At 68.2% G+C, this 26,497-nt stretch carries 29 protein-coding genes; 15 read left to right on the forward strand and 14 right to left on the reverse strand.

Annotated elements, in window-relative coordinates; all coding sequences use genetic code 11:
• Positions 1 to 12: 12 nt before the first annotated feature.
• Complete coding sequence (locus tag ACWEIJ_RS33525) at positions 13 to 795, reverse strand: choice-of-anchor P family protein (RefSeq protein ID WP_449841249.1); 783 nt, start codon at positions 793 to 795, stop codon at positions 13 to 15.
• A 296-nt stretch (positions 796 to 1,091) separates the two neighbouring features.
• Between ACWEIJ_RS33525 and xrtP the strand changes: the two genes are divergently transcribed.
• The 7 genes from xrtP (at position 1,092) to ACWEIJ_RS33560 (ending at position 7,428) form a co-directional block, all read left to right on the forward strand.
• Positions 1,092 to 1,610, forward strand: a complete 519-nt coding sequence (xrtP, locus tag ACWEIJ_RS33530; protein ID WP_449841250.1) for an exosortase P — start codon at positions 1,092 to 1,094, stop codon at positions 1,608 to 1,610.
• A 44-nt stretch (positions 1,611 to 1,654) separates the two neighbouring features.
• Complete coding sequence (locus ACWEIJ_RS33535; RefSeq protein ID WP_449841397.1) at positions 1,655 to 2,977, forward strand: glycosyltransferase; 1,323 nt, start codon at positions 1,655 to 1,657, stop codon at positions 2,975 to 2,977.
• A gap of 89 nt (positions 2,978 to 3,066) precedes the next feature.
• Positions 3,067 to 3,639, forward strand: a complete 573-nt coding sequence (locus ACWEIJ_RS33540; RefSeq protein WP_449841251.1) for a biotin transporter BioY — start codon at positions 3,067 to 3,069, stop codon at positions 3,637 to 3,639.
• A gap of 140 nt (positions 3,640 to 3,779) precedes the next feature.
• Positions 3,780 to 4,148, forward strand: coding sequence for a hypothetical protein (locus ACWEIJ_RS33545; RefSeq protein WP_449841252.1), 369 nt, complete (start codon positions 3,780 to 3,782; stop codon positions 4,146 to 4,148).
• 17 nt (positions 4,149 to 4,165) lie between these two features.
• Positions 4,166 to 4,828: a hypothetical protein gene (locus ACWEIJ_RS33550; protein WP_449841253.1), complete on the forward strand. Its 663-nt coding sequence runs from the start codon at positions 4,166 to 4,168 to the stop codon at positions 4,826 to 4,828.
• Between the two features lie 154 nt (positions 4,829 to 4,982).
• Entirely contained in the window at positions 4,983 to 5,351 is a 369-nt protein-coding gene (locus ACWEIJ_RS33555; protein WP_449841254.1) for a hypothetical protein, read from the forward strand.
• Between the two features lie 148 nt (positions 5,352 to 5,499).
• Positions 5,500 to 7,428, forward strand: a complete 1,929-nt coding sequence (locus tag ACWEIJ_RS33560; RefSeq protein WP_449841398.1) for an ATP-dependent DNA helicase — start codon at positions 5,500 to 5,502, stop codon at positions 7,426 to 7,428.
• On the opposite strand, the gene ACWEIJ_RS33565 is transcribed toward ACWEIJ_RS33560, so the two are convergent.
• The 8 genes from ACWEIJ_RS33565 to ctaD form a co-directional block, all read right to left on the reverse strand.
• Complete coding sequence (locus tag ACWEIJ_RS33565) at positions 7,397 to 7,993, reverse strand: hypothetical protein (protein WP_449841255.1); 597 nt, start codon at positions 7,991 to 7,993, stop codon at positions 7,397 to 7,399. The two genes, ACWEIJ_RS33560 and ACWEIJ_RS33565, sit on opposite strands and share 32 nt — an antisense overlap.
• 48 nt (positions 7,994 to 8,041) lie before the next feature.
• Positions 8,042 to 8,329 (reverse strand): hypothetical protein, encoded by a 288-nt coding sequence (locus ACWEIJ_RS33570; protein ID WP_449841256.1) that lies wholly within the window; start codon positions 8,327 to 8,329, stop codon positions 8,042 to 8,044.
• A gap of 8 nt (positions 8,330 to 8,337) precedes the next feature.
• On the reverse strand, positions 8,338 to 8,643 hold the full coding sequence (locus ACWEIJ_RS33575; RefSeq protein WP_449841257.1) for a helix-turn-helix transcriptional regulator: 306 nt from the start codon (positions 8,641 to 8,643) through the stop codon (positions 8,338 to 8,340).
• Positions 8,644 to 8,810: 167 nt separating this feature from the next.
• The gene (locus ACWEIJ_RS33580) at positions 8,811 to 9,383 is read right to left on the reverse strand and encodes a hypothetical protein (RefSeq protein ID WP_449841258.1); all 573 of its coding nucleotides are present in this window, start codon (positions 9,381 to 9,383) and stop codon (positions 8,811 to 8,813) included.
• 22 nt (positions 9,384 to 9,405) lie between these two features.
• A complete protein-coding gene (locus ACWEIJ_RS33585; protein WP_449841259.1) occupies positions 9,406 to 10,785 on the reverse strand; it encodes a phospholipase D-like domain-containing protein in 1,380 nt (459 codons plus the stop codon).
• A 44-nt stretch (positions 10,786 to 10,829) separates the two neighbouring features.
• Positions 10,830 to 11,507 (reverse strand): peptidyl-tRNA hydrolase, encoded by a 678-nt coding sequence (locus ACWEIJ_RS33590; protein ID WP_449841260.1) that lies wholly within the window; start codon positions 11,505 to 11,507, stop codon positions 10,830 to 10,832.
• Positions 11,507 to 12,721 (reverse strand): phosphoserine phosphatase SerB, encoded by a 1,215-nt coding sequence (serB, locus tag ACWEIJ_RS33595; protein ID WP_449841261.1) that lies wholly within the window; start codon positions 12,719 to 12,721, stop codon positions 11,507 to 11,509. Before serB ends, ACWEIJ_RS33590 begins: the two co-directional genes overlap by 1 nt.
• A gap of 81 nt (positions 12,722 to 12,802) precedes the next feature.
• Entirely contained in the window at positions 12,803 to 14,590 is a 1,788-nt protein-coding gene (gene ctaD / locus ACWEIJ_RS33600; protein WP_449841262.1) for an aa3-type cytochrome oxidase subunit I, read from the reverse strand.
• A 142-nt stretch (positions 14,591 to 14,732) separates the two neighbouring features.
• Here ctaD and ACWEIJ_RS33605 point away from each other — a divergent pair, with 142 nt between their 5' ends.
• Complete coding sequence (locus ACWEIJ_RS33605; RefSeq protein ID WP_449841399.1) at positions 14,733 to 15,239, forward strand: DUF305 domain-containing protein; 507 nt, start codon at positions 14,733 to 14,735, stop codon at positions 15,237 to 15,239.
• Between the two features lie 16 nt (positions 15,240 to 15,255).
• A complete protein-coding gene (locus ACWEIJ_RS33610) occupies positions 15,256 to 16,041 on the forward strand; it encodes a phosphotransferase family protein (protein WP_449841263.1) in 786 nt (261 codons plus the stop codon).
• On the opposite strand, the gene ACWEIJ_RS33615 is transcribed toward ACWEIJ_RS33610, so the two are convergent.
• The 4 genes from ACWEIJ_RS33615 to ACWEIJ_RS33630 form a co-directional block, all read right to left on the reverse strand.
• Positions 16,038 to 16,667, reverse strand: coding sequence for an LPXTG cell wall anchor domain-containing protein (locus ACWEIJ_RS33615; RefSeq protein WP_449841264.1), 630 nt, complete (start codon positions 16,665 to 16,667; stop codon positions 16,038 to 16,040). The genes ACWEIJ_RS33610 and ACWEIJ_RS33615 overlap by 4 nt on opposite strands.
• A gap of 830 nt (positions 16,668 to 17,497) precedes the next feature.
• Positions 17,498 to 17,734: a hypothetical protein gene (locus ACWEIJ_RS33620; protein ID WP_449841265.1), complete on the reverse strand. Its 237-nt coding sequence runs from the start codon at positions 17,732 to 17,734 to the stop codon at positions 17,498 to 17,500.
• Positions 17,735 to 18,292: 558 nt separating this feature from the next.
• Positions 18,293 to 19,522, reverse strand: coding sequence for an aKG-HExxH-type peptide beta-hydroxylase (locus ACWEIJ_RS33625; RefSeq protein ID WP_449841266.1), 1,230 nt, complete (start codon positions 19,520 to 19,522; stop codon positions 18,293 to 18,295).
• A 197-nt stretch (positions 19,523 to 19,719) separates the two neighbouring features.
• Positions 19,720 to 19,872, reverse strand: a complete 153-nt coding sequence (locus ACWEIJ_RS33630; RefSeq protein WP_355441631.1) for a hypothetical protein — start codon at positions 19,870 to 19,872, stop codon at positions 19,720 to 19,722.
• Between the two features lie 157 nt (positions 19,873 to 20,029).
• On the opposite strand from ACWEIJ_RS33630, the gene ACWEIJ_RS33635 reads away from it, so the two are divergent.
• Complete coding sequence (locus ACWEIJ_RS33635; protein WP_449841267.1) at positions 20,030 to 20,827, forward strand: FadR/GntR family transcriptional regulator; 798 nt, start codon at positions 20,030 to 20,032, stop codon at positions 20,825 to 20,827.
• Positions 20,828 to 20,891: 64 nt separating this feature from the next.
• Positions 20,892 to 22,052, forward strand: a complete 1,161-nt coding sequence (locus tag ACWEIJ_RS33640) for a hypothetical protein (protein ID WP_449841268.1) — start codon at positions 20,892 to 20,894, stop codon at positions 22,050 to 22,052.
• Positions 22,053 to 22,136: 84 nt separating this feature from the next.
• Here the strand turns inward: ACWEIJ_RS33640 and ACWEIJ_RS33645 are convergent, their stop codons facing one another.
• Positions 22,137 to 22,283, reverse strand: coding sequence for a hypothetical protein (locus ACWEIJ_RS33645; RefSeq protein WP_449841269.1), 147 nt, complete (start codon positions 22,281 to 22,283; stop codon positions 22,137 to 22,139).
• A gap of 105 nt (positions 22,284 to 22,388) precedes the next feature.
• Here ACWEIJ_RS33645 and ACWEIJ_RS33650 point away from each other — a divergent pair, with 105 nt between their 5' ends.
• From ACWEIJ_RS33650 to ACWEIJ_RS33665, 4 genes are all read left to right on the forward strand, one after another.
• Positions 22,389 to 23,372, forward strand: coding sequence for a LacI family DNA-binding transcriptional regulator (locus ACWEIJ_RS33650; RefSeq protein WP_355441619.1), 984 nt, complete (start codon positions 22,389 to 22,391; stop codon positions 23,370 to 23,372).
• 103 nt (positions 23,373 to 23,475) lie between these two features.
• Positions 23,476 to 24,804, forward strand: coding sequence for an ABC transporter substrate-binding protein (locus ACWEIJ_RS33655; protein WP_449841270.1), 1,329 nt, complete (start codon positions 23,476 to 23,478; stop codon positions 24,802 to 24,804).
• The gene (locus ACWEIJ_RS33660; RefSeq protein ID WP_449841271.1) at positions 24,805 to 25,662 is read left to right on the forward strand and encodes a carbohydrate ABC transporter permease; all 858 of its coding nucleotides are present in this window, start codon (positions 24,805 to 24,807) and stop codon (positions 25,660 to 25,662) included. It abuts the gene before it with no gap.
• Entirely contained in the window at positions 25,659 to 26,492 is an 834-nt protein-coding gene (locus ACWEIJ_RS33665; protein ID WP_449841272.1) for a carbohydrate ABC transporter permease, read from the forward strand. Before ACWEIJ_RS33660 ends, ACWEIJ_RS33665 begins: the two co-directional genes overlap by 4 nt.
• Positions 26,493 to 26,497: the final 5 nt, after the last annotated feature.

The following is a 26,497-nucleotide window of genomic DNA, read 5'->3' on the forward strand; positions in this document are numbered from 1 at the left end:
GCCGCTCCTCGGTCAGGCCTGCCCGAAAGAAGGCTCGGACTTGAGCGACGCGCGGCGGCGCAGCGCCACGAAGGCGACCGGAGCGGCGACGACACCGAGCAGGCCGAGGCCGAGCCACAGGCCCGCACCCGACGCCATCGGGATGGGCAGGCCGGCGGGACCGCAGGTGGCGGACGAGATGATCACGTCGCCGGTGCCGAGGGAGCCGAGCTTGCCCTGCAGCAGCTTGAGGTGGATCGCGTTGACCGTCAGGCTGCCGTCGTCGTTCTTGTACTGCTCGTTGAAGATCACTTCAGCGATCTTGACGCCGGCCAGCTGCACGTCGAGAACCGTGTTCGGTGCCGGATCGGCATTGACCTGGCCGAGCTTGCCGAGGTTGACGCCCGCGAGCTTGGACTTGCCGACGAGCCCCTTCTGGGTCGCCGTGCACTCCGCCTCCACCAGTTCGGCGGAGATCTTGCCGGTGACCTTGGAGAGCAGGTCGACCCGGACGTCCGCGGTGCTCGCCCGCGAGTACACGCCGCCGGACTTGTCGTCCCGCGACGCGGAGGCGTTGATGACGCCGGTCTTCAGCAGCCCGGGCAGGTCAACGCCGACGAACGTGTTCTGCGTCGGCCCGTTCGCGTTGGCGGCGGCGAACGGTTCGGCGTTGACCGCCGGGTTGCCGAGCAGCGTCACGTTGAGCCTCGCACCGTAGGCCGAGGCGTCCCCCGGAGCGGCCGAAGCAGGTGCGGCACCGACCAGGAGTGCGGCAATCGCGATGACTCCTGCCAGTCCCGTCATTCGGACACGCATGAAACTCCTTCCCTTGATTCCTCCGGCCCCAGGGCGTGGTGGTACCAATCTGGTTTCACGCTTTCCGGGGGCAATTACCGGCATCGGCTTTCTTTCGAGGGAACTGAGGGTTACTCCCCGTATCGGGCGACACGACCACTCGTCTCGCCCAATGAACGCCACTCATCGTGGACTTTTTGATCAATTTCGGGTCACGGCGTCACCCGATCCGGGGGTGAGGGCTGACGTTCCGTCAACCGATGGAACGTCAGGTAGCCCGTCTGGGCGCTCCCTCATCGTGTGGAAAGGATCCTCGGGTGACGCTTGCCGTGCGCCGCACCGCATTCCCGAGCCGGGTGACGGTGGTCGTCCTGCTCGCCGCAGCCGCAGGACTCGTGTTCGCACACCGCCTCTACCGCACGGCGGAGATCTCGCTGTCCGGCGCGATCCTCAGCGTCATCAGCTCGTACGGCGTGGACGTGGTCGCCGACCGGCAGACCGTCTACTTCGGACTGGGCTCGGACACGCCGCTGGGGCTGCGGATGACGCCGGAGTGCACGTCCGCGTTCCTGGTGCTGCCGCTGATCGTGGTGGGCGCGATCATGATCGCGTTGCGGCCGCGGATCCAGGCGCGCGTGCTGGTCGCGCTGGGCGTGGCGGCGCTGGCGGTCGTGGTCGTGAACCAGTTCCGCGTGCTCACGCTGGTGGGCCTGGTGAACTGGCTCGGCGTCGACACGGGCTACTACTGGGGTCACACGCTGCTCGGCTCGATCGTCAGCGTCTTCGGCGGCGCGGCCGCTCTCGTGGCGTTCGTCTGGCTGGCCACCCGCAAGTGAGCCTCGACCTCGTTCTCGGGTTCACGCAGGCGCTCGCTCTGACCATGAGCGTCGCCTTCGTGACGTACGTGTTCGTGATCGTGGTGCCGTACCTGCGGCGCAAACCCGCCCCCGTCGGCGTGCCGAACTCGTTGGAGTGGCACTTCTTCGTGCCGTGCCGCGACGAGGAGGCGGTCATCGGTGACACGATCAGGTATCTGCGGACGACGTTCCCCATCGCGCACGTGTGGGTCATCGACGACGACTCCGACGACCGCACCGCCGGCGTCGTGCGGACGTTGAAGCGCAACGGTGGTGTGCGTGACCCTCACATCCACCTCGTGCAGCGTCAACGCCCGTATGCCCGCACCGGCAAGGGCAACGCGCTGAACGACGCGTACCGGACGCTGAAGATGTGGATGGGCCGGCGCGCGGACGCCGACCGCGCGATCGTCGTGGTGGTGGACGCCGACGGCCGTCCCGCCCCGAACTGCCTGGAAGTCTGCGCGGCACAACATCTTTTCGGCAACCCGCGGATCGGTGCCGTGCAGGTGGACGTGCGGATGATCAACGCGGGCCAGCGGCAGCCGGGCGTGTCGTGGTGGCGCAGGGCGTTCGGCGCCGGGCTGGTGCGGATGCAGGACCTGGAGTTCCGCACGGCCATCGCGGCGATCCAGCTGTCGCGCGGCGCCACCGGCACGATCTCCATGGGCGGCAACGGTCAGTTCACCCGCCTGTCCGCTTTGGACTCGATCGCCGGGCCGACCGGCAGCCCGTGGCGCGGTTCGCTGCTGGAGGACTTCGAGCTCGGCGTGCACCTGCTGACCGCGGGCTGGCACACCGGGTTCACCCTCGACACGCACGTGAACCAGGAGGCGCTGTACTCGTTGCGCCGCTTCCTCGCCCAACGCACGCGGTGGGGCCAGGGAACCATGCAGTGCATGCGTTACCTGCGGCGGATCTGGGACTCCGAGCACCTCACCACGCTGGGCGCGGCCGAGATGATGTACTACCTCGCGCAACCGTGGATGCAGTTGCTCGGCACGTTGATCTACCCGATCCCGATGGCCTTGATGGCCTACCGGTTCGTGGTGTCGCCCGCCGAGGTCGTGACGTGGTTCTTCGACGGCGCGTGGATCCTCTTCACCGTGTACGGCGCGTTCGGACTGTTGCCGTTCGTCCTGTGGGGACCGGTCTATCGCGCACGTTGTGTGCCCGTGGGCTTCTGGAGGTCCATCGGGTACGGACTCGGCTACGCGCTGTACATCTACACCTTCTACATCACGTCGTGGCGCGCGCTGATCCGCTTGGTGCGCGGCAACAACGGCTGGACCAAGACGCGGCGCAACACCGACCGGGCAGCGGGCAAGGCCGCCCTTGATGTGTAACCCGTCACTTTGTCGAGATCCGACAAAGACGTTCTCGAGTTTCTCTGGTTAACCTCAGCTTCTCCGCCGCTTTCCGCCAGGGAGGGAACGTGACTCTCGCACTCGCGCCCCGTCGCACCGTGCTCGCCGACTTCGTGCCGGGCGCACTCGTCCGCGACCTGACCCTGGTGCTGGCCGGTGCCGCGTTCACCGGTCTCGCCGCCCAGGTCTCGTTGCCGATCCCGGGCAATCCGGTGCCGTTGACCGGCCAGACGTTCGCCGCGCTGCTCGTCGGCGCCGCTCTGGGCTGGCAGCGCGGCGCGACGTCGATGCTCCTCTACCTGATCGCGGGCGTCGCGGGCGTGCCGTGGTTCCAGGGCGGCTCGTCGGGCGCGCCGGTGTCGCTGGGTTACGTCGTGGGCTTCGTGTTCGCGGGTGCGCTCGTCGGCGCTCTTGCCGGACGTGGTGGTGACCGCACGCCGTTGCGCGTCGTGGGCACGATGGCACTGGGCAACCTGGCGATCTACGCCGTCGGTGTGCCGTGGCTGATGGTCGTGACCGGGATGTCGCCGGCGAAGGCCGTTGCCGTCGGCGTGGTGCCGTTCCTGCTCGGTGACGCGCTGAAGATCGCGCTGGCCGCCGGGGTGCTGCCGGGAGCCTGGGCGCTCGTCCGCCGCCGCTGAGAGCGGTTCCCGAAACCCTCGGAAACCGCCTCTGAAACCGAGGAACCCTCACTCTGCGTGTGGACTGCATGTCTGTGCGCGCTTTTCACTGGTTCGGCAAGTGCGGGTGGTAGCCCCGCACCTGAACCAGGGAGAGTTCAATGGTCCGCTCAGGGCTCAAGGCCGTGGCAGCCGTGCTCGCGTCAGTCGCTCTCGCCGGAGTCGTGGCCCCGCCGACGGCCAACGCCTCGCTGCGGTCGGTGCAGGTCCAGGTCTGCAACGACAACAGCCGTCCGTTCAACTTCAAGATCTTCGGGCGCAACCAGAACGGCCAGGAGGTGCAGACCGGTTACAGCCTCGTGCGGGGCGGCGGATGCACTTTGCAGGCCGGCTGGTGGTGGGCGGTCGACAGCTACGTGCAGATCATCTTCAACTTCGCCGACAACCCGATCCCGCGAGGGGACCGCGCCTACTGCACCCTGGAGCCGGGCCTGCGGGACGGCAGCACCAAGACCTGCCGCATCAGCTGATCGGTAGCTTGGACCAGGTGATCACACCTGGGGAACACCTGTCGTTGCTCGACGCGCGCCTGCCCGGTCTCGTGGTGGGCGCGCACGTCTACGGCTCGCGCGTGCTGGACGACGTCGTGGCCGACTCCGATCTGGACATCGTGATCGAGCTGTCGTCACCTGCCGAGCTGCCCGCTGTCGACGGCGCGGACGTCGCGGTGGTGCTCGCGGGGGCGCTGGAGAAGCCGGTGTCCGAGGTGACGCCGTTGGCCGGCGAGGTGACGCCGGTGCTGTGGCAGCAGCTGCGGACCGTTGGTCAGACCGTGCGCGGCGCACGGCCCACATGTCCGGTCACCGCCGCTGAGGTCGAGGCGTACTGCCGCGACAACCTCGACACCTACTGGCGCAAGCGCATCGACTACGCCAGGTTCTCGATCGAGAGCCGTCCCCGGGATCCGCAGGAGGAGCTGGCCAGGGAACCGGGGCTGTGGATCGGCCTCGGACCGGCGCGGCTGTGGCACACCATCCGGACGCACGAGATCGTGAGCAAGTCTCGCGCCGGCGAGCTGGCGGCGGCCCGCTGGCCCGACCTGCCGGTCCTGGAGCTGGTGGCTGCTCGGCAAGACGCGAGCAAGCAGTTGACCGTGCGGCACGCACACGTTGCCATCGAGCTGTTCGACCGGATCCTCGCCGACATCTGACCGGTCAGAAGTTCGCGGGCAGGAGCCGGAAATTCTTTCCGCAACAGCGGAATCGCCGCTCCGCACGTGGATGCCGCCGTCCACGGTCACGTTCACTGGTCCGGCAACGACGGGGCCGAGTCGTGGTCCCGCAGCTGAACCTGAGGAGAGATCAATGGTCCGTCCTGGACTCAAAGTCGCGGCGGCGGTGTTGGGATCAGTCGCTCTCGCCGGTGTCGTGGCGCCGCCGGCCGCCAACGCCTCGGAGCCGTCGGTGCAGGTCGAGATCTGCAACGACACCGGCCGCCGGCTCGGCGTCGCGATCGACGGACGCAACCAGCACGGCCAGTGGACGAAGATGGACAGCTACGGCTCCGTGTGGGCGGGTGGATGCGCCCTGATGGGCGGCTGGTGGTGGTCCATCGGCCACTCGGTGCAGATCTTCTACAAGCCCGACGCGTCGAGCCAGCAACCGGCCACCACGTGGTGCTACCTGGAGACCGGGTTGAGGGACGGCAGCACCAAGACCTGTCGCATCAGGTGATTCGACCGGGTCCTCGCCGGTCTCCGGCGAGGACTGTCGGACCCTCCGGGTACGGTCTTGTCCCGTGCCTGAAGTTCCCCCCTCGCTGAGCCTGCTGGAGACCGCCGTCCGCGCCGTCGGTGGTGCGGAGCGCCCTGGCCAGGTGGAGATGGCCGAGGCCGTCGACCGCGCGATCCGCACGGGCGAGCACCTCGCGGTGCAGGCGGGGACGGGTACGGGCAAGTCGCTCGCGTACCTGGTGCCGTCGATCAGGCACGCGGTGGCCGAGGAGGAGACGGTGGTGGTCTCCACGGCCACGATCGCCCTGCAACGGCAGCTGGTCGACCGCGACCTGCCGCGGCTGGCCAAGGCGTTGAAGTCCGACCTCGGGCGGGAGCCGACGTTCGCCATCCTCAAGGGGCGGCGCAACTACCTGTGCATGCACCGCGTGCACAACGGCGCGCCCGAGGAGCCGGAGGAGGCCGGGCTGTTCGACCCGTTCGCGGTGTCGCGGCTCGGGCGCGAGGTGAAGCGGCTGCACGAGTGGTCGTCGGACACCGAGACCGGCGACCGCGACGAGCTCGTGCCCGGAGTCAGCGAGCAGGCGTGGCGGCAGGTGTCGGTCACGGCGCGTGAGTGCCTGGGCGTGTCGAAGTGCCCGATCGGGTCCGACTGCTTCGCCGAGAAGGCGCGGGCGCAGGCGGGCAAGGCGGACGTGGTGGTCACGAACCACGCGATGCTCGCCATCGACGCGTTGGAGGGCTACCAGGTCCTGCCGGACCACGACGTGGTGGTGATCGACGAGGCGCACGACCTCGTCGACCGCGTCACGTCGGTGGCCACGGAGGAGCTGAGCGGGGCGTCGGTGGCGATGGCCGCGCGCCGGTGCGGCCGGTTGATCGACCAGGATGTCGCGGACCGGCTCGCCGAGGCGAGCGACGGGCTGGCGATGATCCTGGAGGACATGCCGTCCGGCCGGCTCGACGCGCTGCCCCGCGCGCTGGCCGGTGCGCTGGCGGCCACGCGCGACGCGGCGCACAACTGCGTGTCGGCGATGGGGCCGGAGCGCAAGGAGGACGTCGAGGGGGCGACGGCGCGCAAGCTCGCGCTGTCGTTGCTCGAAGAGGTGCACGACTGCGCGGTGCGGATCCTCGACGCGTTCGGCGAGGAGCACGACGTCGTGTGGGTGTCGGGCGACTTCAACCAGAAGGCGCCGGTGCTGCGGGTGGCGCCGCTGGGTGTCGGCGGGCTGTTGCGGGAGCGGCTGTTCGCCAAGCGCACCACGGTGCTGACGTCCGCGACGCTCACGTTGGGCGGCGCGTTCGACACGATGGCGCGCCAGTGGGGCCTGCCGCCGTCGGAGAAGGTCCGCAAGATCGAGGGCGCGGCCACGGACAAGGAGATCAAGGACGTCGACGGTCCGAAGTGGACAGGGCTCGACGTCGGGTCGCCGTTCCAGCACGCGTCGAGCGGAATCCTCTACGTGGCAAGGCATCTGCCGCAACCAGGCCGGGACGGGCTGCCGCCGGAGTACCTCGACGAGATCGAGGGACTGGTGAACGCCGCCGGTGGCAGGGCGCTCGGGCTGTTCTCGTCGACGCGGGCGGCCAAGGCGGCCACCGACGCGTTGCGCGACAAGCTCGACCACCCGATCCTCTGCCAGGGCGACGACGCGACGGGTCTGCTGGTCAAGAAGTTCTCCGAGGACGAGCGCACGTGCCTGTTCGGCACCCTGTCGCTGTGGCAGGGCGTCGACGTGCCCGGTCCGAGCCTGCAGCTCGTGATCATGGACCGGATCCCGTTCCCGCGCCCGGACGACCCGCTGGCCTCCGCACGCCAGAAGGCCGTGAACTCGCGCGGCGGCAACGGCTTCCTGACCGTCGCCGCCACGCACGCCGCCCTGCTGCTGGCCCAGGGCGCCGGCCGGTTGCTGCGCTCGATGTCGGACAAGGGCGTGGTGGCCGTCCTGGATCCCCGGCTGGCCACCGCCCGCTACGGCGGTTTCCTCAGGGCCTCACTCCCCCCGTTCTGGACGACCTACGACCCCGAGGTGGTGCGCGCCGCGCTCAAGCGCCTGGACGCTGCCCAAACGCGCTGATCCGTTCGACCAGCTCGTCGCGGTACTGCCGAGCCTCCTCGAACCCCGGATCAGCCGCGTCGGCCCGCTTCAGCGCACCTTCGAGGATCTTCAACGCCTGCCGTTCGTCACCGCGTGCGTCGGCCTGCCGAGCGGCGTCCTCCATGGCCTTGGCGAGCTTCGACGTCGCTTCCGGCTCTTTCGCCGCTTTGTTGATCCGGATCCAGTTGCCACCGGGATCGACGACGGTGAACCCGGTGTACCTGTCGTTGCGCAGCCGCGGCCGGGTCATCCGCGGAATGCCGGAGATGAGCAGCTTCCCGTGCACGGCCCGCATGCCTTCGGCGAAGGCTTCGAACAGCTCGCTCGTGTCCTGCACGATGACCAGGCACGTGCTGTGCGACCGCTCGGGGACGTGGCCAGCCATCCCGTAGAAGTGCAGGTTGATGTCTTCACGCCGTACCGCGACGTAAGGGTTCGGCCGCGTCTGCCGGTAGGTGATAGAGAAGCCGAGCATCTCGTAGAACGACGCGATCTCGTCGATGTCGGGACAGGGCAGGAGCGGAATGGTCAGTTCGTTCGCCACCGCCCGAAGCTAAGCCCGGTCCTGCCGAAACGACACCGAGCTATTTGCTCAAGCGAACAGCAGGACGATCCCGCCCAGCATCAACAACGCCGACACCACGGCGATGGCGAGCACCCGCCCACGCGGGGTCTGCGAGTGCTTCAACGCCATCCCCAACGGACCGATCCCAGCCACGACGGCTCCTTTCGACGGTATGGCAACAACAGCGCGCACCACCCCGAACGCGACACCCAACGGCGACATGCCGAGTTCGCGCGCCCCGACAACATCCGCTTCCCACTGCTCGCGATAGCGCACATCACCCACAACGGCCGCCGCGAACCGCACCAACAACAACGCCGCTCTCATTGCGCGGCCCGAGGCACGAAACGCGGTGCCGGAGCGGCCTTCGCAACCACGCGACGAGCTTCCGCGGCCCCTTCGGCCGTCAGCCGGTACATCCGCCGCCGAGGCCCGCGCCGTTCCGCGTCGTCATCCCACTCCGAGGTGACCCAACCAGCCCGTTCCAGCCGGTCCAGCAACGGATAAACGCTGCCCGACGGCCGCCCGGTCAGCTTGATGATCTCCAGCCCCCACCGCGGCTCGTCCGCGCTCAACAACACTTCGAGCACGTCGACGGTGGCCTTGCCGATGCGTTGCAGTGGCTCCACACCAGCAATACTACCTATGTAGATTAAGCCGTCAAGGACTACTCGGCGGACTTGCCGCGCTTGCGACGGGCACGTCTGTGCCACAGCGGGATGCCCAGGCTCACCGCGCTGCCTCCGACACCCAGCAGGACCCCGAGCAGTTCGAGAAGCATTCCCCCACCGGCCCCTCAGCCGTGCAGACCCAGCCGTTCAAGCAGTTCGTCGCGGAACTCCAGCGCCTCCGCCCGCTCGTCCTCCGAAGCGTGGACCTCCCTCGCCAACGCCCCTTCGAGGATCTTCAACGCCTGCCGCTCGGCCCCGTGCGACCCGGCCAGCGTCGCCGCGTTGCGCAACGCCCGAGTCAGCCCGTTCCGCACGGCCTCCGGCTCCCGCACCGCCGGCACCACCCGGATCCAGTTGCCACCGGGGTCGACCATCAGGAATCCGTCGCGGCGCGGCCGGGTCATCCGCGGGATGCCGGACACCAGCACCTTCCCGTAGACCGCGCGCATGCCGTGCGCGAACGCCTCGTACAGCTCCCGCGGATCCTCGGCCTGGATCAGGCACGAGCTGTAGGACGACGAGGGGTCGTAGCCGGGGATGCCGAAGAAGTGGAGGTTGATCTCCTCGCGCCGCACCGAGAGGTACGCGTTGGGCCGGTACTGCCGATACACGACCGTGAACCCGAGCATCACGTAGAACTCGGCCACCTCGTCGATGGAGGCGCACGGCAGCAGCGGGATCGTCACCTCGTTGGCCACGTCGTCAAACTAGACCTCAGGATCAGCCGTCGACCAGCAATCCGCGTAACGGTCCCTGCAACCTTCCGGCCCGCCGGGACACCCCCGGCAGCGAGGTCACCCGCGCCGGGCGTTCCAGCGCGGGCCGCCACACGTGGTCGACGACCTCGTGCGCCGGCCCCGAGACGTCCGCCTCCAGGTGTTCCGCCCAGATCCGCAACCGGGTGGCGCGCACGACGTCGGCGTCGTCGGTCACCACGTTGACCTCGGTGTCGTTGAACAACGAGTGCTCGTTCAGGTTCGCGGAACCGACGGACATCCACCTGTCATCCACAATGGACAGCTTGGCGTGCACGTAGATCGGAGCATCGCCATGTGCGACGAGCGTTGCAGCGACGACCCGCCCATCCGGGTCCGCGTCGAGCAAACGGCCCAGCTGCCCGCGGGTCGTGTCGGCACCGTTGCTGGGCTTCTGCGGCAGCACCAGCACGATGCGGAACTCGGGCGTCGGCGGGTCGGCGAGCTTCGCCAGCAGCACCTCGGTGATCTCCGGTGACCACAGGAACTGGTTCTCCAGGTAGATCAGCGACGTGGCCGACCGCAGCGCCCGCAGGTACGAGTCGAGCAGGCTGAAGTCGCCGTGCGGCGCGAAGTCGTAGGTGTTCTCCGGGACCGTGCGCACCAGCTGCACGGACGACGACCCGGCCTCGGGCGGCACCTCGGGCGCGGGCAGCGTCTCGCCCGCGATCTCCAGCCACCGCGCGGCGAAGTGCCCGGCCACCTCGGCGACGACCGGGCCTTCCAGCTTGGCGATGTGGTCGTGCCAGCCGAGGTCGCGCGGCGGGTGCTCGGGTGAGTCGTGGCGGTCGCCCTCGACGGCGGTCATGTCGAGGCCGCCCACGAACGCCACGTCGTCGACGATCACGACCTTTTCGTGGTGGCAGTGCAGGGTCCGCTCCCGCGCGTCGAGCTCACACCGGATCGCACCGCACTCCAGGAACGCCCGCTGCGCCGCCAAAGCGCGCTTGCGCGTCGGTTCGAAGAACGGCACCGGTGGCCCCGCCCACAGCAGCACGCGCACCGGAACCCGTTCCGCCGCAGCGGAAAGCAGCTCACGCAGCTGCGGCGCGCCCGGTTCGCGGGTCAGCTGGAAGTCCGGCGAGGCGTGCCAGTTGGCGATGTGGATGTACTTCTGCGCACCCTCGATCGCCTTCGCCACCACGGGAAACGCGTTCGCGCCGTCGACCAGGACCTCGATGGAGTTCCCGTGCTGAACAGGCCGGCGCGGGGTGAACCACCCCGCGCCCTCGCCGTCCAGCACCTCACCCCACCCGAGCCGTCGCAGTCGTCTGGCGTGGTGGGTGCACAGCACCTTCTCCAGCCCGTCACCGAGCCGCGCGTCGAGCACGTCGAGTAAGCCCACGAGCCGGGGAATTACCCGATTGGACCCCAAATAAACAAACACTGTCAAACAGCCAGCACCGTCGTGGTGCCGGGCTCGACCTCGGTGAAGCCCGCGTCCCGCACGGCCACGACATCTCCCTGCTGGATCAGCACGTCCCACTCGGCCGCGGAAGGCGTGCGCACGGCACAGCGGTAGTCGATCTCCGCCCACGCCTTCAGCTCGTCGGTGGACAACCGCGGCGCCAGCAACATCGACGCGTGCCCGACCTGCGCCGCGAGCTTGCCCGCGGACATCTCGACGCGCGGGTTCACGTACAGCAGCCGTGCCCCGGCGGGCACCGGCCCCGGCTCGTCCACGGGCAGGTCGGAGCCGGAGATCTGCAGCTTCGCGACCTCGCGCGGCGTCTCGGACACCAGCACGGGCAGCAGCGAGCGGACCGAGGCGCCGTCCACGGTGATCGTCACGCCCGGCAGCTCCTGCACGGCCTCCCACTGCGCGCCGCGGGCCCGCCGCGCCACCTTGCGGATCCGCCCGGCCACCCACGCCCGCACGGCCTCGTGCCACTCCCCGCCGACATCGGCACGCGGGTCGAGGCACACCGCGACCGCCGACGCGGCCGCGGCCTCCAGCAACGCCGTCCGGCCGGGCGGCGCCGTGCGTTCGATGCGCAACACCATCGGCATCGCGCGGACTTCGGACTCCTCGGCGTAGTTCCGGGAGGCGATCAGGTCGAGGATCATCACAGCCGGGTCAGCTCCAGGCCGTCCGCGGCGTCCGCGGCCTCCACCTCGGCCCGCGTCACCCCGAGGATGAACAGCACGGCGTCCAGGAACGGGTGCGACAGCGCGGCGTCGGCCACCTCGCGCAGCGCCGGCTTGGCGTTGAACGCGATGCCCAGACCGGCCGCGCTCAGCATGTCGATGTCGTTCGCGCCGTCACCCACCGCCACGCACTGCGCCAGCGACACGCCGACCTCCTCGGCGAACCGGCGCAGGGCCACGGCCTTGCCCGGCCGGTCGACGATCTCGCCGACGACCTGGCCGGTCAGCTTGCCGTCCACGATCTCCAGCTCGTTCGCCGCGCAGAAGTCCAGCTGCAGCTCGTCGGCGAGACCCGTGATGACCGACGTGAAGCCGCCGGACACGACACCGCAGTAGAAGCCGAGGCGCTTGAGCGTGCGGATCGTCGTGCGCGCGCCGGGCGTGAGCTCCAGCGAGGCACCGACCTCGTCCAGCACCTTCGCGTCGAGGCCCTCCAGCAACGCGACCCGGCGCCGCAGCGACTCGGCGAAGTCGAGCTCGCCGCGCATCGCGGCCTCGGTGATCTCGCGCACCTGCTCCTCGCACCCGACGTGCGCGGCCAGCATCTCGATCACCTCGCCCTGGATCAGCGTGGAGTCGACGTCGAACACGACCAGGCGCTTGGCCCTGCGGGTCAGCCCGGCCCGCTCGACCGCGATGTCGAGGCCCACCCGCACCGACACGTCGGCCAGCGCCGAACGCAGCTCCGCGTCGTTCTCCATCGTGTCGTCGGCGACCGAAACGCGCAGCTCAAGGCCCGTGACGGGGTAGTCGGCGACGCCGCGGATCGCGTCGATGTTCACGCCCAGCGACGCCAACCGGCGGGCGACCTCGGTGAACGCCTTCGCCGTCACCGGGCGGCCGAGCACGATCAGCACGTGCGACGACTCCAGGCGCGCGGTGCGCTTCGAGTCGGCGCCGATCTCGATCTCGACGTGCATCGACACGGTGGCCATGGCCTGCTCGACCGACTCCTGCAGGCCCTCCGGGTCGTGGTCGGTCGCGACCAGTGCGCCGAGCACCAGCCTGCCCCTGATCACGACCTGCTCCACGTCGAGCACCTCGACTCCGTGCCTGGTCAGCACGGCGAAGAGCACCGAGGAGACACCGGGCTTGTCGGGGCCGGTCACGGTGATGAGCACGGGCGTTTTCACGTGGTCGTCTCCTCTTAAGACGCGAAGAGCCCCGGCAGCATGGCAGCGGCCGGGGCTCGTCGTTGAACCTGTACTGGCAGGTTACTTGTGGTCCGAGTCGTCCTTCTCGGAGGCCGTACCCGACTTGATGGCGGCCGCGGCCAGCTCCGAGGGAGCGGGCTTGGCGTCCTTGTGGGCGATCGCCTTGCCGGTGAAGGTCACGTGACCCTCGTTGCGGATGCGCTCGACCATGTGCGGGTAGTGCAGCTCGAACGCCGGGCGCTCGGAACGGATCCGGGGCAGCTCGGTGAAGTTGTGCCGCGGCGGCGGGGACGAGGTGGCCCACTCCAGCGAGTTGCCGTAGCCCCACGGGTCGTCCACCGTCACGACCTCACCGAAGCGGTAGCTGCGGAAGACGTTCCAGATGAACGGCAGCGTCGACGCGCCCAGGATGTAGGCACCGATCGTCGAGATCATGTTGAGCGTCGTGAAGCCGTCGGAGGCGAGGTAGTCGGCGTACCGGCGCGGCATGCCCTCGTTGCCCAGCCAGTGCTGGACGAGGAACGTCGCGTGGAAGCCGATGAACGTCGTCCAGAAGTGCAGCTTGCCGAGCGGCTCGTCCATGAACCGGCCGGTGATCTTCGGGAACCAGAAGTAGATGCCGGCGAAGGTCGCGAACACGATCGTGCCGTAGAGCACGTAGTGGAAGTGCGCGACGACGAAGTACGTGTCCGACACGTGGAAGTCGATCGCGGGCGCGGCCAGCAGGATGCCGGAGAGACCACCGAAGAGGAACGTGACGATGAAGCCGATCGAGAACAGCATCGGCGTCTCGAACGTCAGCTGGCCCTTCCACATCGTGCCGATCCAGTTGAAGAACTTCACACCGGTCGGGACCGCGATCAGGAAGGTCATGAAGGCGAAGAACGGCAGCAGGACGGCGCCGGTCGCGTACATGTGGTGCGCCCACACGGCGACGGACAGCGCCGCGATGCCGAGCGTCGCGTAGACCAGGCCGTTGTAGCCGAAGATCGGCTTGCGGCTGAACACCGGGAAGATCTCCGACACGATGCCGAAGAACGGCAAGGCGACGATGTAGACCTCGGGGTGGCCGAAGAACCAGAAGAGGTGCTGCCACAGGATCACGCCGCCGTTGGCGGGGTCGAACACGTGCGCACCGAGATGGCGGTCGGCCAGCAGGCCCAGCAGCGCCGCGGTGAGGATCGGGAACGCGAGCAGCACCAGCACCGACGTCACCAGGATGTTCCAGGTGAAGATCGGCATGCGGAACATCGTCATGCCGGGCGCGCGCAGGCAGACCACCGTGGTGATCATGTTGACCGCGCCGAGGATGGTGCCGAGACCACCGATGACGAGGCCGGAGATCCACAGGTCGGCGCCGACGCCGGGCGAGTGGATGGCGTTGCTCAGCGGGGTGTAGGCGAACCAGCCGAAGTCGGCCGCACCACCGGGGGTGATGAAGCCGGACATCACGATCAGGCCGCCGAAGAGGTACAGCCAGTACGAGAACGCGTTCAGCCGCGGGAACGCCACGTCGGGCGAACCGATCTGCAGCGGCAGCACGAAGTTCGCGAAGCCGAACACGATGGGCGTCGCGTACAGCAGCAGCATCACGGTGCCGTGCATCGTGAAGAGCTGGTTGAACTGCTCCTGGCTGAGGAACTGCATGCCGGGACGGGCCAGCTCGGTCCGCATCAGCATGGCCATCGCGCCGCCGACCATGAAGAAGGCGAACGAGGTGACCAGGTACAGGATGCCGATCTGCTTGTGGTCCGTGGTGCGGAACATCCGCAGCAGGAAGGACCCCTTGACCGCAGTGCGCGTCGGATAAGGACGCGTTGCGATCGGCTGCGGGGCTACGGCCGTCACGGTGCCTCCAGGCCTTGGTGGGACCAGTCGTTCGGGAAACTCACCGGATATTAGACGGAGCCGATCAGCTCCATTCGGGTGGGCCATGGCCGGTGGCCAGCGGCGTAGCGCACGTCACACGTATCCTGCCGCCGTGCTCCGAATGCTCGCTGTCGCATCCGTCCTGTTGCTGTCCGCGTGCGGCAGTCCCGCGACGCACAACTCCGCGGACGTCGAGTTCGCCCAGGGCATGGTGCCGCACCACGAGCAGGCGCTGGAGATGAGCCGCCTCGCCGCCTCCCGCACGGAGAACCCAAAGGTGATCGACCTGGCCGAGCGGATCTCGAAGGCCCAGAAGCCGGAGATCGACCGCATGAACGGCTGGCTGAAGGCGTGGCACGCGCCCGTCAAGGCGTCGTCGCATTCCTCACACGGGCACTCCGAGTCGCACGGCATGGTCGATCTCGGCAACCTCGCCGGCCTCTCCGACACCGAGTTCGACCGCCAGTGGCTCTCCCTGATGATCCTGCACCACCGCGGCGCCGTGGAGATGGCGCGCACGCACCTCGCCGCGGGCACCGACCCGGCGGCGCGCACGCTGGCCCAAGAGGTCATCACGCACCAGGAGAAGGAGATCGCCGAAATGGAGTCGCTCCTCCCACAGGGCTGATGTCAGCCTCATCGCCGTGAGCACCGAAGCAGCCGTACGCGCCGCCGTGTCGTTGGCGGCCACGCACGGCGTGATGTGCACGGACCCCGTCGTCCTGAAGAACGGCAGCAACGTCCTCGTGCACCTGCGCCCGGCCCCGGTCGTGGCCCGCATCGCCGCGCGCACGGCCCTGGTCCGCCCGTCCGTCGCCGCGCACTTCGGCCGCGACCTGGCGGTGTCGGCGTTCCTCGACGCCCGCGGCGTACCGGTGGTGACGCCCTCCGCCGAGCTGCCCGCCGGGCCTCACGCGGCCGACGGTTTCGTCCTGTCCTTCAGCACCTACGTCCGGCACGACCCCGACCTCGCGCTGACCCGCGACGACGTCCTCAAACTGCTGCCCGACCTGCACGCCGAGCTGCGCCGGTACGAGGGCCCGCTGCCCGCGCGCGGACCTCTCGACGACATCGACAACACGCTCGCCCACCTGGAGAACCGCGGCGTCGGCGACCTGGAACCGTTCCGTGAACGCCGCACGGACCTGGTGGCCCGCTGGGACGCGCACCACCACGACGTCCAGCCGCTGCACGGCGACTCGCACCCCGGCAACCTGCTGATGACGGCCGCCGGCCCGGTGTGGAACGACTTCGAGGACACCTGGCGCGGCCCGATCGCCTGGGACCTGGCGTGCGCGGCAAAAACAGAGGCCGCCCATCGCACCGTGGAGATCTACGGCGGCGGGGCGGCCCCTGCGGACGTGGCGTTCCACGTCGAAACCCGCGTGCTTCTGGGCACGCTGTGGACAGAGCTGATCAAGAACTCCTAGGCGCGCCGCCTGCGCAGCACCAGCAGCACAGCGGCGCCGCCGGCCACGAGCGCCGAGCCGAGGCCGAGCAACCAGGCGGACCCGAACCCGGTCGACGCCAGCTCCTGCGCACCGGCCTTGGCGGGCGCGGACGTGGAGGTGGTCACCGAGGTGGCCGGAGACGATGAGGTCGTCGAGGTCACGGTGGTGGTCGGCGGCTGCTCCTTCGTGGGAGGCGGCTGCTCGGTCGTCCCACCGCACGCGAACCAGTGGCTGATCTGCGCGGGCTTGCCGTTGGGGTTGAGCGGCGAGTGCAGCCCGGTCCACCCCGCGGTGAGCGCGCTCGCGAGGTAGACGTTGTAGGCGTCTCCGCCCTTGACCACGACAGCGGTGACACCGGTGTGGTCCAGGACGTCGATGTAGGTGTCGCTGCCGTCGACCGAGGCCTTGACGTCGGCCGACGCGATGGTCGTGCCGGGCAGACCGGCGGCCTCACACGTGGTGACGTTGTTGCCGTGCGGGGTGGCGTGCGCGGTGGCACGCGCGTCACCGGACTCCAGGTCGCCGCCCGCGTAGGCGGTGGCGCTGAGCGCGACCAGGGCGAACGACGCGGCGGCGAGGGCGGCGAGCGGTCTGGACAGGGCCATCTGTTCTCCAGGGGGATCGGCGGGTTGCCGAGATCTAAGACCATCGACGTCCCCCTAACGGGTGAACAGCTGACATCAGGTACGCCCTGTGGCCCAGTTGTTATGCCCCCGTGAAGTTGAATCCCGAACGACCAAACGCCGAAGGGGCCGGAGAACCGGCCCCTTCGGCGACACGAGCCGAGTGCTCGACTCAGTCGTTCTGCCCAGCATCGGCAGGTCGCAGGAAAACCGTGCCACCGTTCGGCATGCGCCGGAACCAGTCAACGGAGGTGACCGGCTGACCGATCACCGGGCCCACCCCGGTGGGGAGGTGGGGAACGGAAACGCCGGCGCCGTGGGGGGACTGTGGCCGGCGAAGGGGCTGGTTCGGGGTGGTCATGGTTCCTTCTCGACGACGGGAAGCCCGAGGAACGCACGAACAGGCGGAGCATTTCCATTTCCTGGATGCCTGCAGTGCGAACTCGGGCCGACAGTGATCATTCAGCGTGACGCACTGCCCCGGTAGACGGCTTGTGCGTGCGTCGAGGCAGAACATATCGAGCCCGACCAACCGCCGTGCAACTGAGGAGTCAACACGCATCCCAGCGCTGCGGGATGCGTGAGTCTACATCGGACCGCAACCCCCGCTCACCTGGGGATTTGCCGGTTTGTGACGTGCGTGGGTCAGGCAGGTGACGGAATCCACCCAATGGGGTGGGCGAGCACCAAGCCGTCTGCGGATGCGCCATGCGGCAGACCAGCGTTCCCACCCGGCAGCGTATATGCAGTACAAGCGTTACGGAAATACTTCCACGCATTCGCCCCGTCTATGCTAAATATTTCTGCACAAGTCACCGAACGCGTCGCGTTCTGCGGTTCGCCCAGAGCCAGCCGAGTGTGACCAGCACTCCCAGCCAGGCGATCAAGTCGCGGACCCCCTCACCGCTGCCGCTGCCCTCCGACCGTTGCTCGGGCACGTCACGAACCTCCTCACGACGTTTGCTCGTGAGGTGCTTCTCCAGATCAGCGGCCAGCGCCTCCATCTTGGTGCGCAGCGCGGCGTACGGGCCCTCTCGATCAGCCGTCATCGAACACCTCACCGGGACTTCCTGCGGGCACGACGAACCAGGCGCCGGGAGATCCCGGCTCCTCCGAAAACAGGCGAGCATTTTCACGAGCGCCCCGAGCGCGCCCTGAACGTGATTCTTCATCGCCCGGCCAACCGCCGTGCAACCGGAAAGCCAACATGCATCCCAGCGCTGCGGGATGCGTGAGTCTACATCGGACCGCAACGGTGCTCACCTGGGCTTTTACCGGTTCGTGATGCCCAAGCCTGACCAGGTCGTCCGGGTTGCGGCACGAGCGTCACGGAGCCATTCGACATGCGCGTACTCGCACCCACATAGAATTCGAGCCGCACGTGCACGAGAGTTCCCGCAGATCACTCGGCCGCAGGTTTTCGCACGTGGACGGTGCCACCCTGCGGCATGCGCCTGAACCAGTCGACCGGTACGACCGGCCTTCCCGTCACCGGCCCCCCGCCAGGTGGCAGACGGGGCTGGACTCCGGCGACCGATGAGGGCCGCGACTGAGGGGAAGACTGGTTCAGGCTGGTCATCAGCACCCTCTTGACGTGAAGTTCGTTCTCATGAGGCCCTCTCGACGATCAGGCTGGCGACGAGCGGACCGAGGGCGACCCGCAAGCGCGCCTCCGCCGTGGACGGATCGACCTGCCAGTCCGCGGCCGCCCTCGCGACAACGACCTCGAAGGACTGCCCCGGACCACCGTGGCCCAAGCGGTCCAGAAGCCAGCTCGTGTCCGCACCGAGCCAGAAGATCTCGGGTGGCTGCCCCGCCCGAGCCACCACCACGCGCCCGGAAGCGGCACGCCGGAACCGGACACCTGGAAGCACGCGGAACCGGTCGCCTTCGCGGACTTCGGTCGTGCCTGAGACGTCCACGTCACTTTGGTTCAGCGCTTCGCCGTCGCCGGTCATCGCGTGCAACAACCAGCGCGCGTCCGCACGCAGGTCGTGCTCGTGCTTGAGCAGCCAGCGGCCGATTTCCTCAGCCCGTTCCCGCGCCTTCGGCAGCAGGGAGAGCGGCCCGAGGGGCTGGCCTGGGCAGAGGGTGAAGAACTGGGCGAGGCAACTGTAGGCGTGCCACGCCGCGAAGGTCTGTTCCAGCGGCCACTGCGCGTGCGACCACGAATTCTCGAAGTACTCGACGTCCTCGGCGCAGGCGTCGAGGAACTCACGGGTGATGGCCAGGTCGAAGAACTTCTCGTGCGCGCCCTCGTGCACGAGGGCCTCCACTACCTCCATCGGGGTGGAGGGCTCGTCGATCAGCACGATGCCCGGCACGTACCGCGACGACGCCGACACCACACCGCCGGACGTCTCCGCCTTGAGCACGGCGAGCATCGAGACGTGAGCGAGCAGGTCCTCCGCCATCTCGGGCGCCAGCTGCCGGAACAGGCGGACGCCCTCGGTCACGATCATGACCACGGCCTCGAACCGCGCCCCGTCCGCCGCCGTGAGCGGCCGCGGGGACGTGCCCGGCGGAGCGATGATCCGCAACGGCGCTTCGAGCAGGGACGCGGCCTGCGGATCGGCCGCCAAGGGGACACCGGCGTCCCGCACGCGCAGGCCGGCGGCCCGGTGCAGCAACGCCGGTTCCAGACCACCGTGCCCGGCCAGGGCCCTGCCGATCTCGTAGCGGACGATCGGATGATCGAGAAGGTTGTCCGACAACCCCGCGCCGGGTGCGAACACATCGGCCGCGAGCCGGTAGAGCGTGCGCCGTTCGTCGACCAGCACGACCGCGGGTGCGATCGCCGCGTGCAACGCATGAGTGCTCGCAACAGGCGAACTCATCACTGAAGACCCCGTAATCACGTCCCCCGACGCCATGGAGTCACGACTCCGCCGCCAACGGCGAAGCCCTGATGCGGCACAACTCTACTGACCCCAGTGACCGCCGTTACAGCCCAACCCCCGGAACTGCCGGTGCCCGGACCGCGAGCGGGAGAGCGGTCCGGGCACCGTTGTTACTGCTCATCTGCGAATTCGCATCAGCCGAAGATGATGCTGGTGACGTTCACGAAGCCGACGACGGCCAGCGCGACGACGGAGACAGCGACCATCGTGAGCACGGTGCGCCATCCGATCGCCGTGACGGCGACGGCTACGGCGGCGGCGATTCCGAGTGCACTCCCTGTGGACATCTCGTTCCCTCCCGACTAGGCGAGCACGGGCTCCCAGGTGTGGGCGGTCCTGGGCGTCTCGCCTGGTAGAAGAATCTCGCGTTGTAGGTTGTCTGTCAACGGTCGCCAGGTTGCCAGACAAGTTGCAACCAGACTGCGACAGGCCTAGACTGAACCAATGCCCGCCGACGACGCACATCCCGGTGAGAGCTGGTCGCTCTCGCCGGATTCGCGACGCCCCCTTCCGGAGCTGATCGAGCAGAAACTCCGCGAGCAGATCATCGGCGGCACTCTCAAGGCCGGCGACCGCCTTCCCACCGAGCCGGAACTGGCCCGGAAACTGGATGTCGCGAGGTCCTCGCTGCGTACAGCTCTGCAGCGACTTCAGCTCCAGGGCATCGTCGAGGTGCGCCGCGGACTCGGCTGGTACGTGCGTCGCACCGATCTCTCCGCCGTCGAGGAGCACCTGGAGGGCAGGCTCGCGGCCAGGCAGTTCTCGCAGACGGACCTGCTGGAGGTGCGCATCGCGCTGGAGACCACGGCGGCGAGCCTCGCGGCCGTCCGGGCCGGCGACGGCGAGCTCGACGAACTGGCCAAGCTGAACCAGCGTTACCAGCGGGCGTCCGTCGAGGACGTGCAGGAGGTCATCGACTCCGACGAGGAGTTCCACTCGGCGGTGATCCGCGCCAGCCACAACGAGCTGCTGGAACAGATGTACCTGGCACTCGTGCCAGGCCTGCAGGACTGCAAGCGCCACGCGCACCCGTCCCGCGAGGTGCACAACCGCTCGGCGAACGAGCACGAGCAGGTCATCTGGTTCCTGCGCAGGCACGACGAGGTGGGCGCGAAGAGCGCCATGACCACGCATCTGCTGGGCCTGTACAACGACCTCGCCACCGACGACGCGAAGCCGCGAGCCACCCTGAGCACCTACGTCGGGGTGTCCGACAACCCGATCTGGAACAAGCCCCGCTGATACGGCATTGACCGAAAGGGGCTGGCGCTGACCCCTCATCACTCCCACCATGTATGGACAACCGGTGGAACGAGGGGGCGGCGACCAGGTGGTGATGGCGCGCAGGCACAAACAAGCGCTGGCCGTCGCGATCCTGTTGTTGGCCGTCGCAGCCGCCGATCTGACGGCCGTCCTGCTGTGGCAACCCACTTCGCGAAGCGTGCTGCACGACGCGTTGGTGGTGCTCTGGCCGTTACCGGCGTTGGCAGGTTTCCTTCTCGGCACTTACGAACTGTTCCTGCACAAGCGCCTCGTCGCGGAGCTGGGCCGGATCTCCGGACCGAGCATCGTCGAACACCTTCTGCCGTCCGAGGTGCTGCGCACGTTCCTCTCGTCCGTCTACGGCCCGAACGCCGCGAACGACGACGTGGTGGCAGGTGTTCTCGGCGGCGACGGCATGCGCCCGCGCGGCGACGACCTGACGATCAGCACCGGCACCACGGTCAAGCTCGAACTCCAGGGCATCGACACGAAGACGTACCACCTGATGACGACCCAGCGGTACCAGTTCCGCAACAGCGTCCCCGCCGACCGCTTCGTCATCTTCGCCACCTCCAACGCCACGCTGCGCGACACCATCAGCGCCGCCTGCCGCTACCCGTTGTTCGAGCTCTACTTCATCCCCGACTCGTCGCTGTTCCTCGACTCCGTCGACGACCTGCGCCACTCCACCCAGATCGCCATCGACTACCTCGACCACGAAGGCCAGCGCCGTTCGGCCGAACCGAGCCAGATCCCGCCGGTCGAGGTGAGGTTCGACCAGTGGAGCAACTACCTGACCTTCTTCCGCGAGTCCACGGGCCCGCTGGGCAAGCTCAGCCCTCTCGACCACATGAGCGATCTGCGGATCTTCGAGTGCGACCTCAACGGCATCGCCGACGACCACGTGGTGCGCGCGATCCGGGGGCTCACCGTGTGGTCGCGCACCTTGCAGCGCACCAACGACGGTTTCTGCTACTGGCAGTCGCCCTATCCGTCCTTTGTGGACACCATCAGCTTCGACGCCACCGGCCTCGCCGTCGACCAGTCGCCCCGGCACGAGTTCCGGGTCATGCCCTTCACGTTCCGGTCGGCGACGGCGTCCGCGCAGTGGCTGGAGGCCGGTGAGCTCCGCGACCTGGACGTGCGGTCGTGGTTGTTGCCGGGGCACGGGGTGGCGCTGCTGTGGCGGGAAGCGATGAGCTAGTCACCAAACCACGACGGCACCCCGCCTGCGCCACCCACCTGTCCAGCCGAAGCAGACGAGCACGTGTGACCGCATGGCATTTGATCAGTCGGTGGGCCGCACGTAGACCGTCCCGCCGCCAGTCGGCATGCGACGGAAGAAGTCCACCGGGATCACCGGCTGCGACGGTTCGGGGAGCTGAGGAGCGGGAACGGGCTGAACTGGATCGGCGGCCATCGCGGTCTCCCTCACCTGCGGTGATATTGGAGCGTAGCCAAGTCCCAGGCGCGGCAGCGTCTTCCGACAGGGTGAGCGTCGCACTGCAAGCGAACGCAAGAATTTGCGTACACTTGCGCCATGACGCAACGGAGGCTGGCCGAGGTCGCGGCCAAGGTCGGGGTCAGCGAGGCCACCGTCAGCCGGGTGCTGAACGGCAAGCCGGGCGTGTCGGACGCCACGCGCAGTGCCGTGCTCACCGCGCTTGACGTGCTGGGATACGAGCGGCCGACGCAGCTGCGGGGTGAGCGGGCGCGGCTGGTCGGCCTCGTGCTCCCCGAGCTGCAGAACCCGATCTTCCCCGCGTTCGCCGATGTCGTGGGCAACGCGCTGGCGCAGCGCGGGTTCACCCCGGTGCTGTGCACCCGCACGGCTGGTGGTGTGACCGAGGCCGAGTATCTGGAACTGCTGCTGGAGCAGCACGTCAGCGGGATCGTGTTCGCGGGCGGGTTGTACGCGCAGAAGGACGCCAGTCACGGGCACTACCAGCAGATGATGTCGCGCAAGCTGCCTGCGGTGCTGGTCAACGCGGCCATCGACGACCTGGCGTTCCCGCGGGTGTCGTGTGATGACGCGGTGGCGGTGGAGCAGGCGTACGGGCATCTGGTGTCGTTGGGGCACCGCAGGATCGGGGCGGTGCTCGGGCCGCCGGACCACGTGCCCAGTCAGCGCAAGCTGGAGGCCATCGGCCGGCAGGGCGGGGCCGAGGTCGAGCACGCCATGTTCTCGCTCGAAGGTGGGCAGGCGGCGGCGACCAAGCTCGTTCAGCGAGGTGTCACGGCGATCATCTGCGCGAGCGACCCGCTGGCGTTGGGTGCGATCAGGGCCGTGCGCCGGGCCGGGCTGGACGTGCCGAAGGACGTGTCGATCATCGGGTACGACGATTCAGCCTTCATGACCTGCACGGATCCGCCTCTCACCACGGTTCGGCAGCCGATCGAGGCCATGGGGCGGGCCGCGGTGGAGCTGCTGGCCAACCAGATCTCCGGCAACGCGGTCGCGCCGGACGAGCTGTTGTTCGAGCCGGAACTGGTGGTGAGGGCCTCCACGGCGCCTGCCCGGTAGTAGTCGCCTTCTTGCGAGTTTTCGTCTGGATATTGTGTTCAGATGTAACGACGACTTATGGTCGCCGTCACATCGACGCGCTCGCGAGAAGGGCGGCCCCACCATGAAGAAGTCCGCTGCCGTGCTGCTGGGCTGTGTCCTGGTCGCTGGCTGTGGGAGCGGTTCCACGAACGAGGCGGGCGGCAAGGTCGTCGTCAACATCAACGGCCAGCCACCGCAGACGCAGGCGTTCGACCGCAAGGTCTTCGACGAGGACGTGGCGGAGTTCGAGAAGGAACACCCGGACGTCGACCTCGTGCCGCACGAGGGGTTCATGGACCCGAAGACGTTCTCCGCCAAGCTCGCGGGCGGGCAGCTGGAGGACGTCTTCTACGTCTACTTCACCGATCCGGCGGCGCTCATCGCCCGGAAACAGGCCGCCGACCTCACCGGTTACGTCAAGGACGTCAAGTACTACGGCGACCTCAAGCAGGAGCTCAAGGACGTCTTCACGGTCCACGGCAAGGTCTACGGGCTGCCCACGGCCAACTACACGATGGGGCTGCTCTACAGCCGCCCGAACTTCACCAAGGCCGGGCTGGACCCCGACCAGCCGCCGAAGACGTGGGACGAGGTCAGGACCGCCGCGAAGAAGCTCAAGGACGCCGGCGTCACCGGGTTCGCCGAGTACAGCAAGAGCAACCAGGGCGGCTGGCACTTCACCACGTGGATGAAGTCCGTCGGCGGTGACATCGCGCGCAAGGACGGCGACACCTACAAGGCCGACTTCAACAACGCCAAGGGGGAGGAAGTCCTGCGGCGCCTCAAGGAGATGCGCTGGGACGACGGCTCCATGGGCGAGAAGCAGCTCCTGGAGATCGGCGACGTGCAGAACATGATGGGCGCCGGGCAGCTCGGCATGTACCTCGCCGCGCCGGACAACGTCGCCGCGATCGTCAACCAGTTCAAGGGGAAGTACGAGGACTACGGGCTGGCCGCGATTCCGGGGCAGAAGGGCACGTTGCTCGGCGGCGAGGGGTACATGATCAACCCCAAGGCCACGCCGGAGAAGATCAAGGCCGGGCTGCAGTGGATCCAGTGGAAGTACCTGAACCCGGACCGGCTGGAGACGAACCTGCAGAAGTACAAGGATCGGGGCCAGCCCGTCGGCCTGCCGATCCCGCCGATCGCCGACATCTGGACCGGTGAGCCGCGCAAGAAGCAGGAAGACCTCAAGGGCAGGTACGCCACCATGCCGGTGCGGAACTTCCAGGCCTATGTGGACGGTTCCGAGCAGACCAAGGGCACGCTTGAACCGCCGCAGGCGCAACAGGTCTACGCGATCCTGGACAGCGTCGTGCAGGCCGTGCTGACGAACAGGGACGCCGACCACGCGGCGTTGCTCAAGGACGCCGAGACGAAGGTCAACGCCGTGCTGGCGCAGGTGAAGTGAGTGCGGCGCCACGTCACCGCGTACGGCTTTCTGAGTGCCGCGCTGGTCGTCTTCGCGGTGTTCTCCTGGTGGCCGGTCGTGCGCGGGGTGGTCCTGAGCTTCCAGCAGGTCAACTTCGTCACGAGCTCCGACTGGGTGGGCTGGGAGAACTTCGAGCGGCTCTTCGCGGACCCGTTGTTCGTGGTGGCGTGGCGCAACACGTTGTACTTCACGATCCTGGCGCTGGTCATCGGGTTCGGCGTCCCGTTCATCACCGCCGTGGTGCTCAACGAACTGCGGCACGCCAAGGGCTACTTCCGGTTGCTGGTCTACCTGCCGGTGATGCTGCCGCCGGTGGTCACGGCCCTGCTGTGGAAGTGGTTCTACGACCCGGGACCCGGCCTCTTCAACTCCGTCCTCAGAGGACTCGGGCTTCCGGCGGCCCAATGGCTCGACTCCAGCAGCACCAGCATGATCAGCCTGGTCCTGGTGATCACGTGGGCGAACATGGGCTCGGCCACGCTGATCTACCTGGCCGCGCTGCAGACCATCCCCGGTGAGCTGTACGAGGCCGCGGAGCTGGACGGTGCCGGAATCCTCAAGAAGATCCGGCACGTCACGATCCCGCAGACCAAGTTCGTGATCCTCATGCTGTTGCTGCTGCAGGTCGTGGCGACCATGCAGATCTTCACCGAGCCGTTCGTCATGACCGGCGGCGGCCCGGAGGAGTCGACGGTCACCGTGCTGCTCCTGCTCTACCGGTACGCCTTCTACTACAACGACTTCGGCACCGCGAGCGCGCTGAGCCTCATCCTGTTCGCGGTGCTGGGCGTCTTCTCCTTCCTCTACCTCAGGATCACCAGGAAGGCCGACGCATGAGAACGCTGACGAGACCGGGCGGCAAGGCCTACTGGGTCGTTCTCACCCTCACGCTGATCGTGTTCACCGCGGCGTTCCTGCTCCCGCTGGTGTGGGTGCTGCTCGGCGCGTTCAAACCACCGGCGGAGCTCGCGCGGCAACCACCGACGATCCTGCCGCGGACCTGGGAACCGGACGCGTACGTCAACGCGTGGAACTACATGGACCTCGGCCGGTTCTTCCTCAACACGTTCGTCGTCGCGATCGGCGCGTGGGCCGTGCAGATGGCCGTGATCGTGCCCGCCGCCTACGCCCTCTCCAAGCTGAGGCCCTGGGGCGGCAACGTGGTCATAGGCCTGATGCTGGCCACGCTGATGCTTCCCTCGACGGCGGTGCTGGTGCCGGTGTACCTCACGCTCACCGACCTCGGCCTGCTCAACAACCCGGCGGGCATCTGGTTGCCGGCCGCGGCGAACGCGCTGAACGTCTACCTGCTCAAGCGGTTCTTCGACCAGATCCCCGAGGAGCTGCTGGAGGCGGCCAGGATCGACGGCGCGGGGACGTGGACGACGCTCGTCCGGATCGTCCTGCCGATCTCGCGGCCCATCCTCGCGGTCGTCTCGATCTTCGCGGTCGTGGCGGCGTGGAAGGACTTCATCTGGCCGTTGCTGGTCTTCCCCGACCCGGCGAAGCAGACGCTCAGCGTGGCGCTGCAGCGCTTCGCCCCCGACACCCCGATCAACCTCCTGCTCGCGGGCCTCGTGCTGGCGAGCCTGCCGATGGTCGCGCTGTTCCTCGCGTTCCAGCGGCACATCCTCGCGGGACTCACCGCGGGCGGCGTGAAAGGCTGAAAGGA

This window comes from Lentzea sp. NPDC004789, assembly GCF_053601075.1.

Bases quoted from the DNA above. Each gene is read 5' to 3' on its own strand.
- ACWEIJ_RS33525 (WP_449841249.1), bottom strand. From the start codon at position 795: ATGCGTGTCCGAATGACGGGACTGGCAGGAGTCATCGCGATTGCCGCA.
- ACWEIJ_RS33535 (WP_449841397.1), top strand. From the start codon at position 1,655: ATGAGCGTCGCCTTCGTGACGTACGTGTTCGTGATCGTGGTGCCGTAC.
- ACWEIJ_RS33545 (WP_449841252.1), top strand. From the start codon at position 3,780: ATGGTCCGCTCAGGGCTCAAGGCCGTGGCAGCCGTGCTCGCGTCAGTC.
- ACWEIJ_RS33555 (WP_449841254.1), top strand. From the start codon at position 4,983: ATGGTCCGTCCTGGACTCAAAGTCGCGGCGGCGGTGTTGGGATCAGTC.
- ACWEIJ_RS33560 (WP_449841398.1), top strand. From the start codon at position 5,500: ATGGCCGAGGCCGTCGACCGCGCGATCCGCACGGGCGAGCACCTCGCG.
- ACWEIJ_RS33590 (WP_449841260.1), bottom strand. From the start codon at position 11,507: ATGATCCTCGACCTGATCGCCTCCCGGAACTACGCCGAGGAGTCCGAA.
- ACWEIJ_RS33605 (WP_449841399.1), top strand. From the start codon at position 14,733: ATGCTCGCTGTCGCATCCGTCCTGTTGCTGTCCGCGTGCGGCAGTCCC.
- ACWEIJ_RS33615 (WP_449841264.1), bottom strand. From the start codon at position 16,667: ATGGCCCTGTCCAGACCGCTCGCCGCCCTCGCCGCCGCGTCGTTCGCC.
- ACWEIJ_RS33620 (WP_449841265.1), bottom strand. From the start codon at position 17,734: ATGACGGCTGATCGAGAGGGCCCGTACGCCGCGCTGCGCACCAAGATG.
- ACWEIJ_RS33625 (WP_449841266.1), bottom strand. From the start codon at position 19,522: ATGAGTTCGCCTGTTGCGAGCACTCATGCGTTGCACGCGGCGATCGCA.
- ACWEIJ_RS33630 (WP_355441631.1), bottom strand. From the start codon at position 19,872: ATGTCCACAGGGAGTGCACTCGGAATCGCCGCCGCCGTAGCCGTCGCC.
- ACWEIJ_RS33635 (WP_449841267.1), top strand. From the start codon at position 20,030: ATGCCCGCCGACGACGCACATCCCGGTGAGAGCTGGTCGCTCTCGCCG.
- ACWEIJ_RS33650 (WP_355441619.1), top strand. From the start codon at position 22,389: ATGACGCAACGGAGGCTGGCCGAGGTCGCGGCCAAGGTCGGGGTCAGC.
- ACWEIJ_RS33655 (WP_449841270.1), top strand. From the start codon at position 23,476: ATGAAGAAGTCCGCTGCCGTGCTGCTGGGCTGTGTCCTGGTCGCTGGC.
- ACWEIJ_RS33665 (WP_449841272.1), top strand. From the start codon at position 25,659: ATGAGAACGCTGACGAGACCGGGCGGCAAGGCCTACTGGGTCGTTCTC.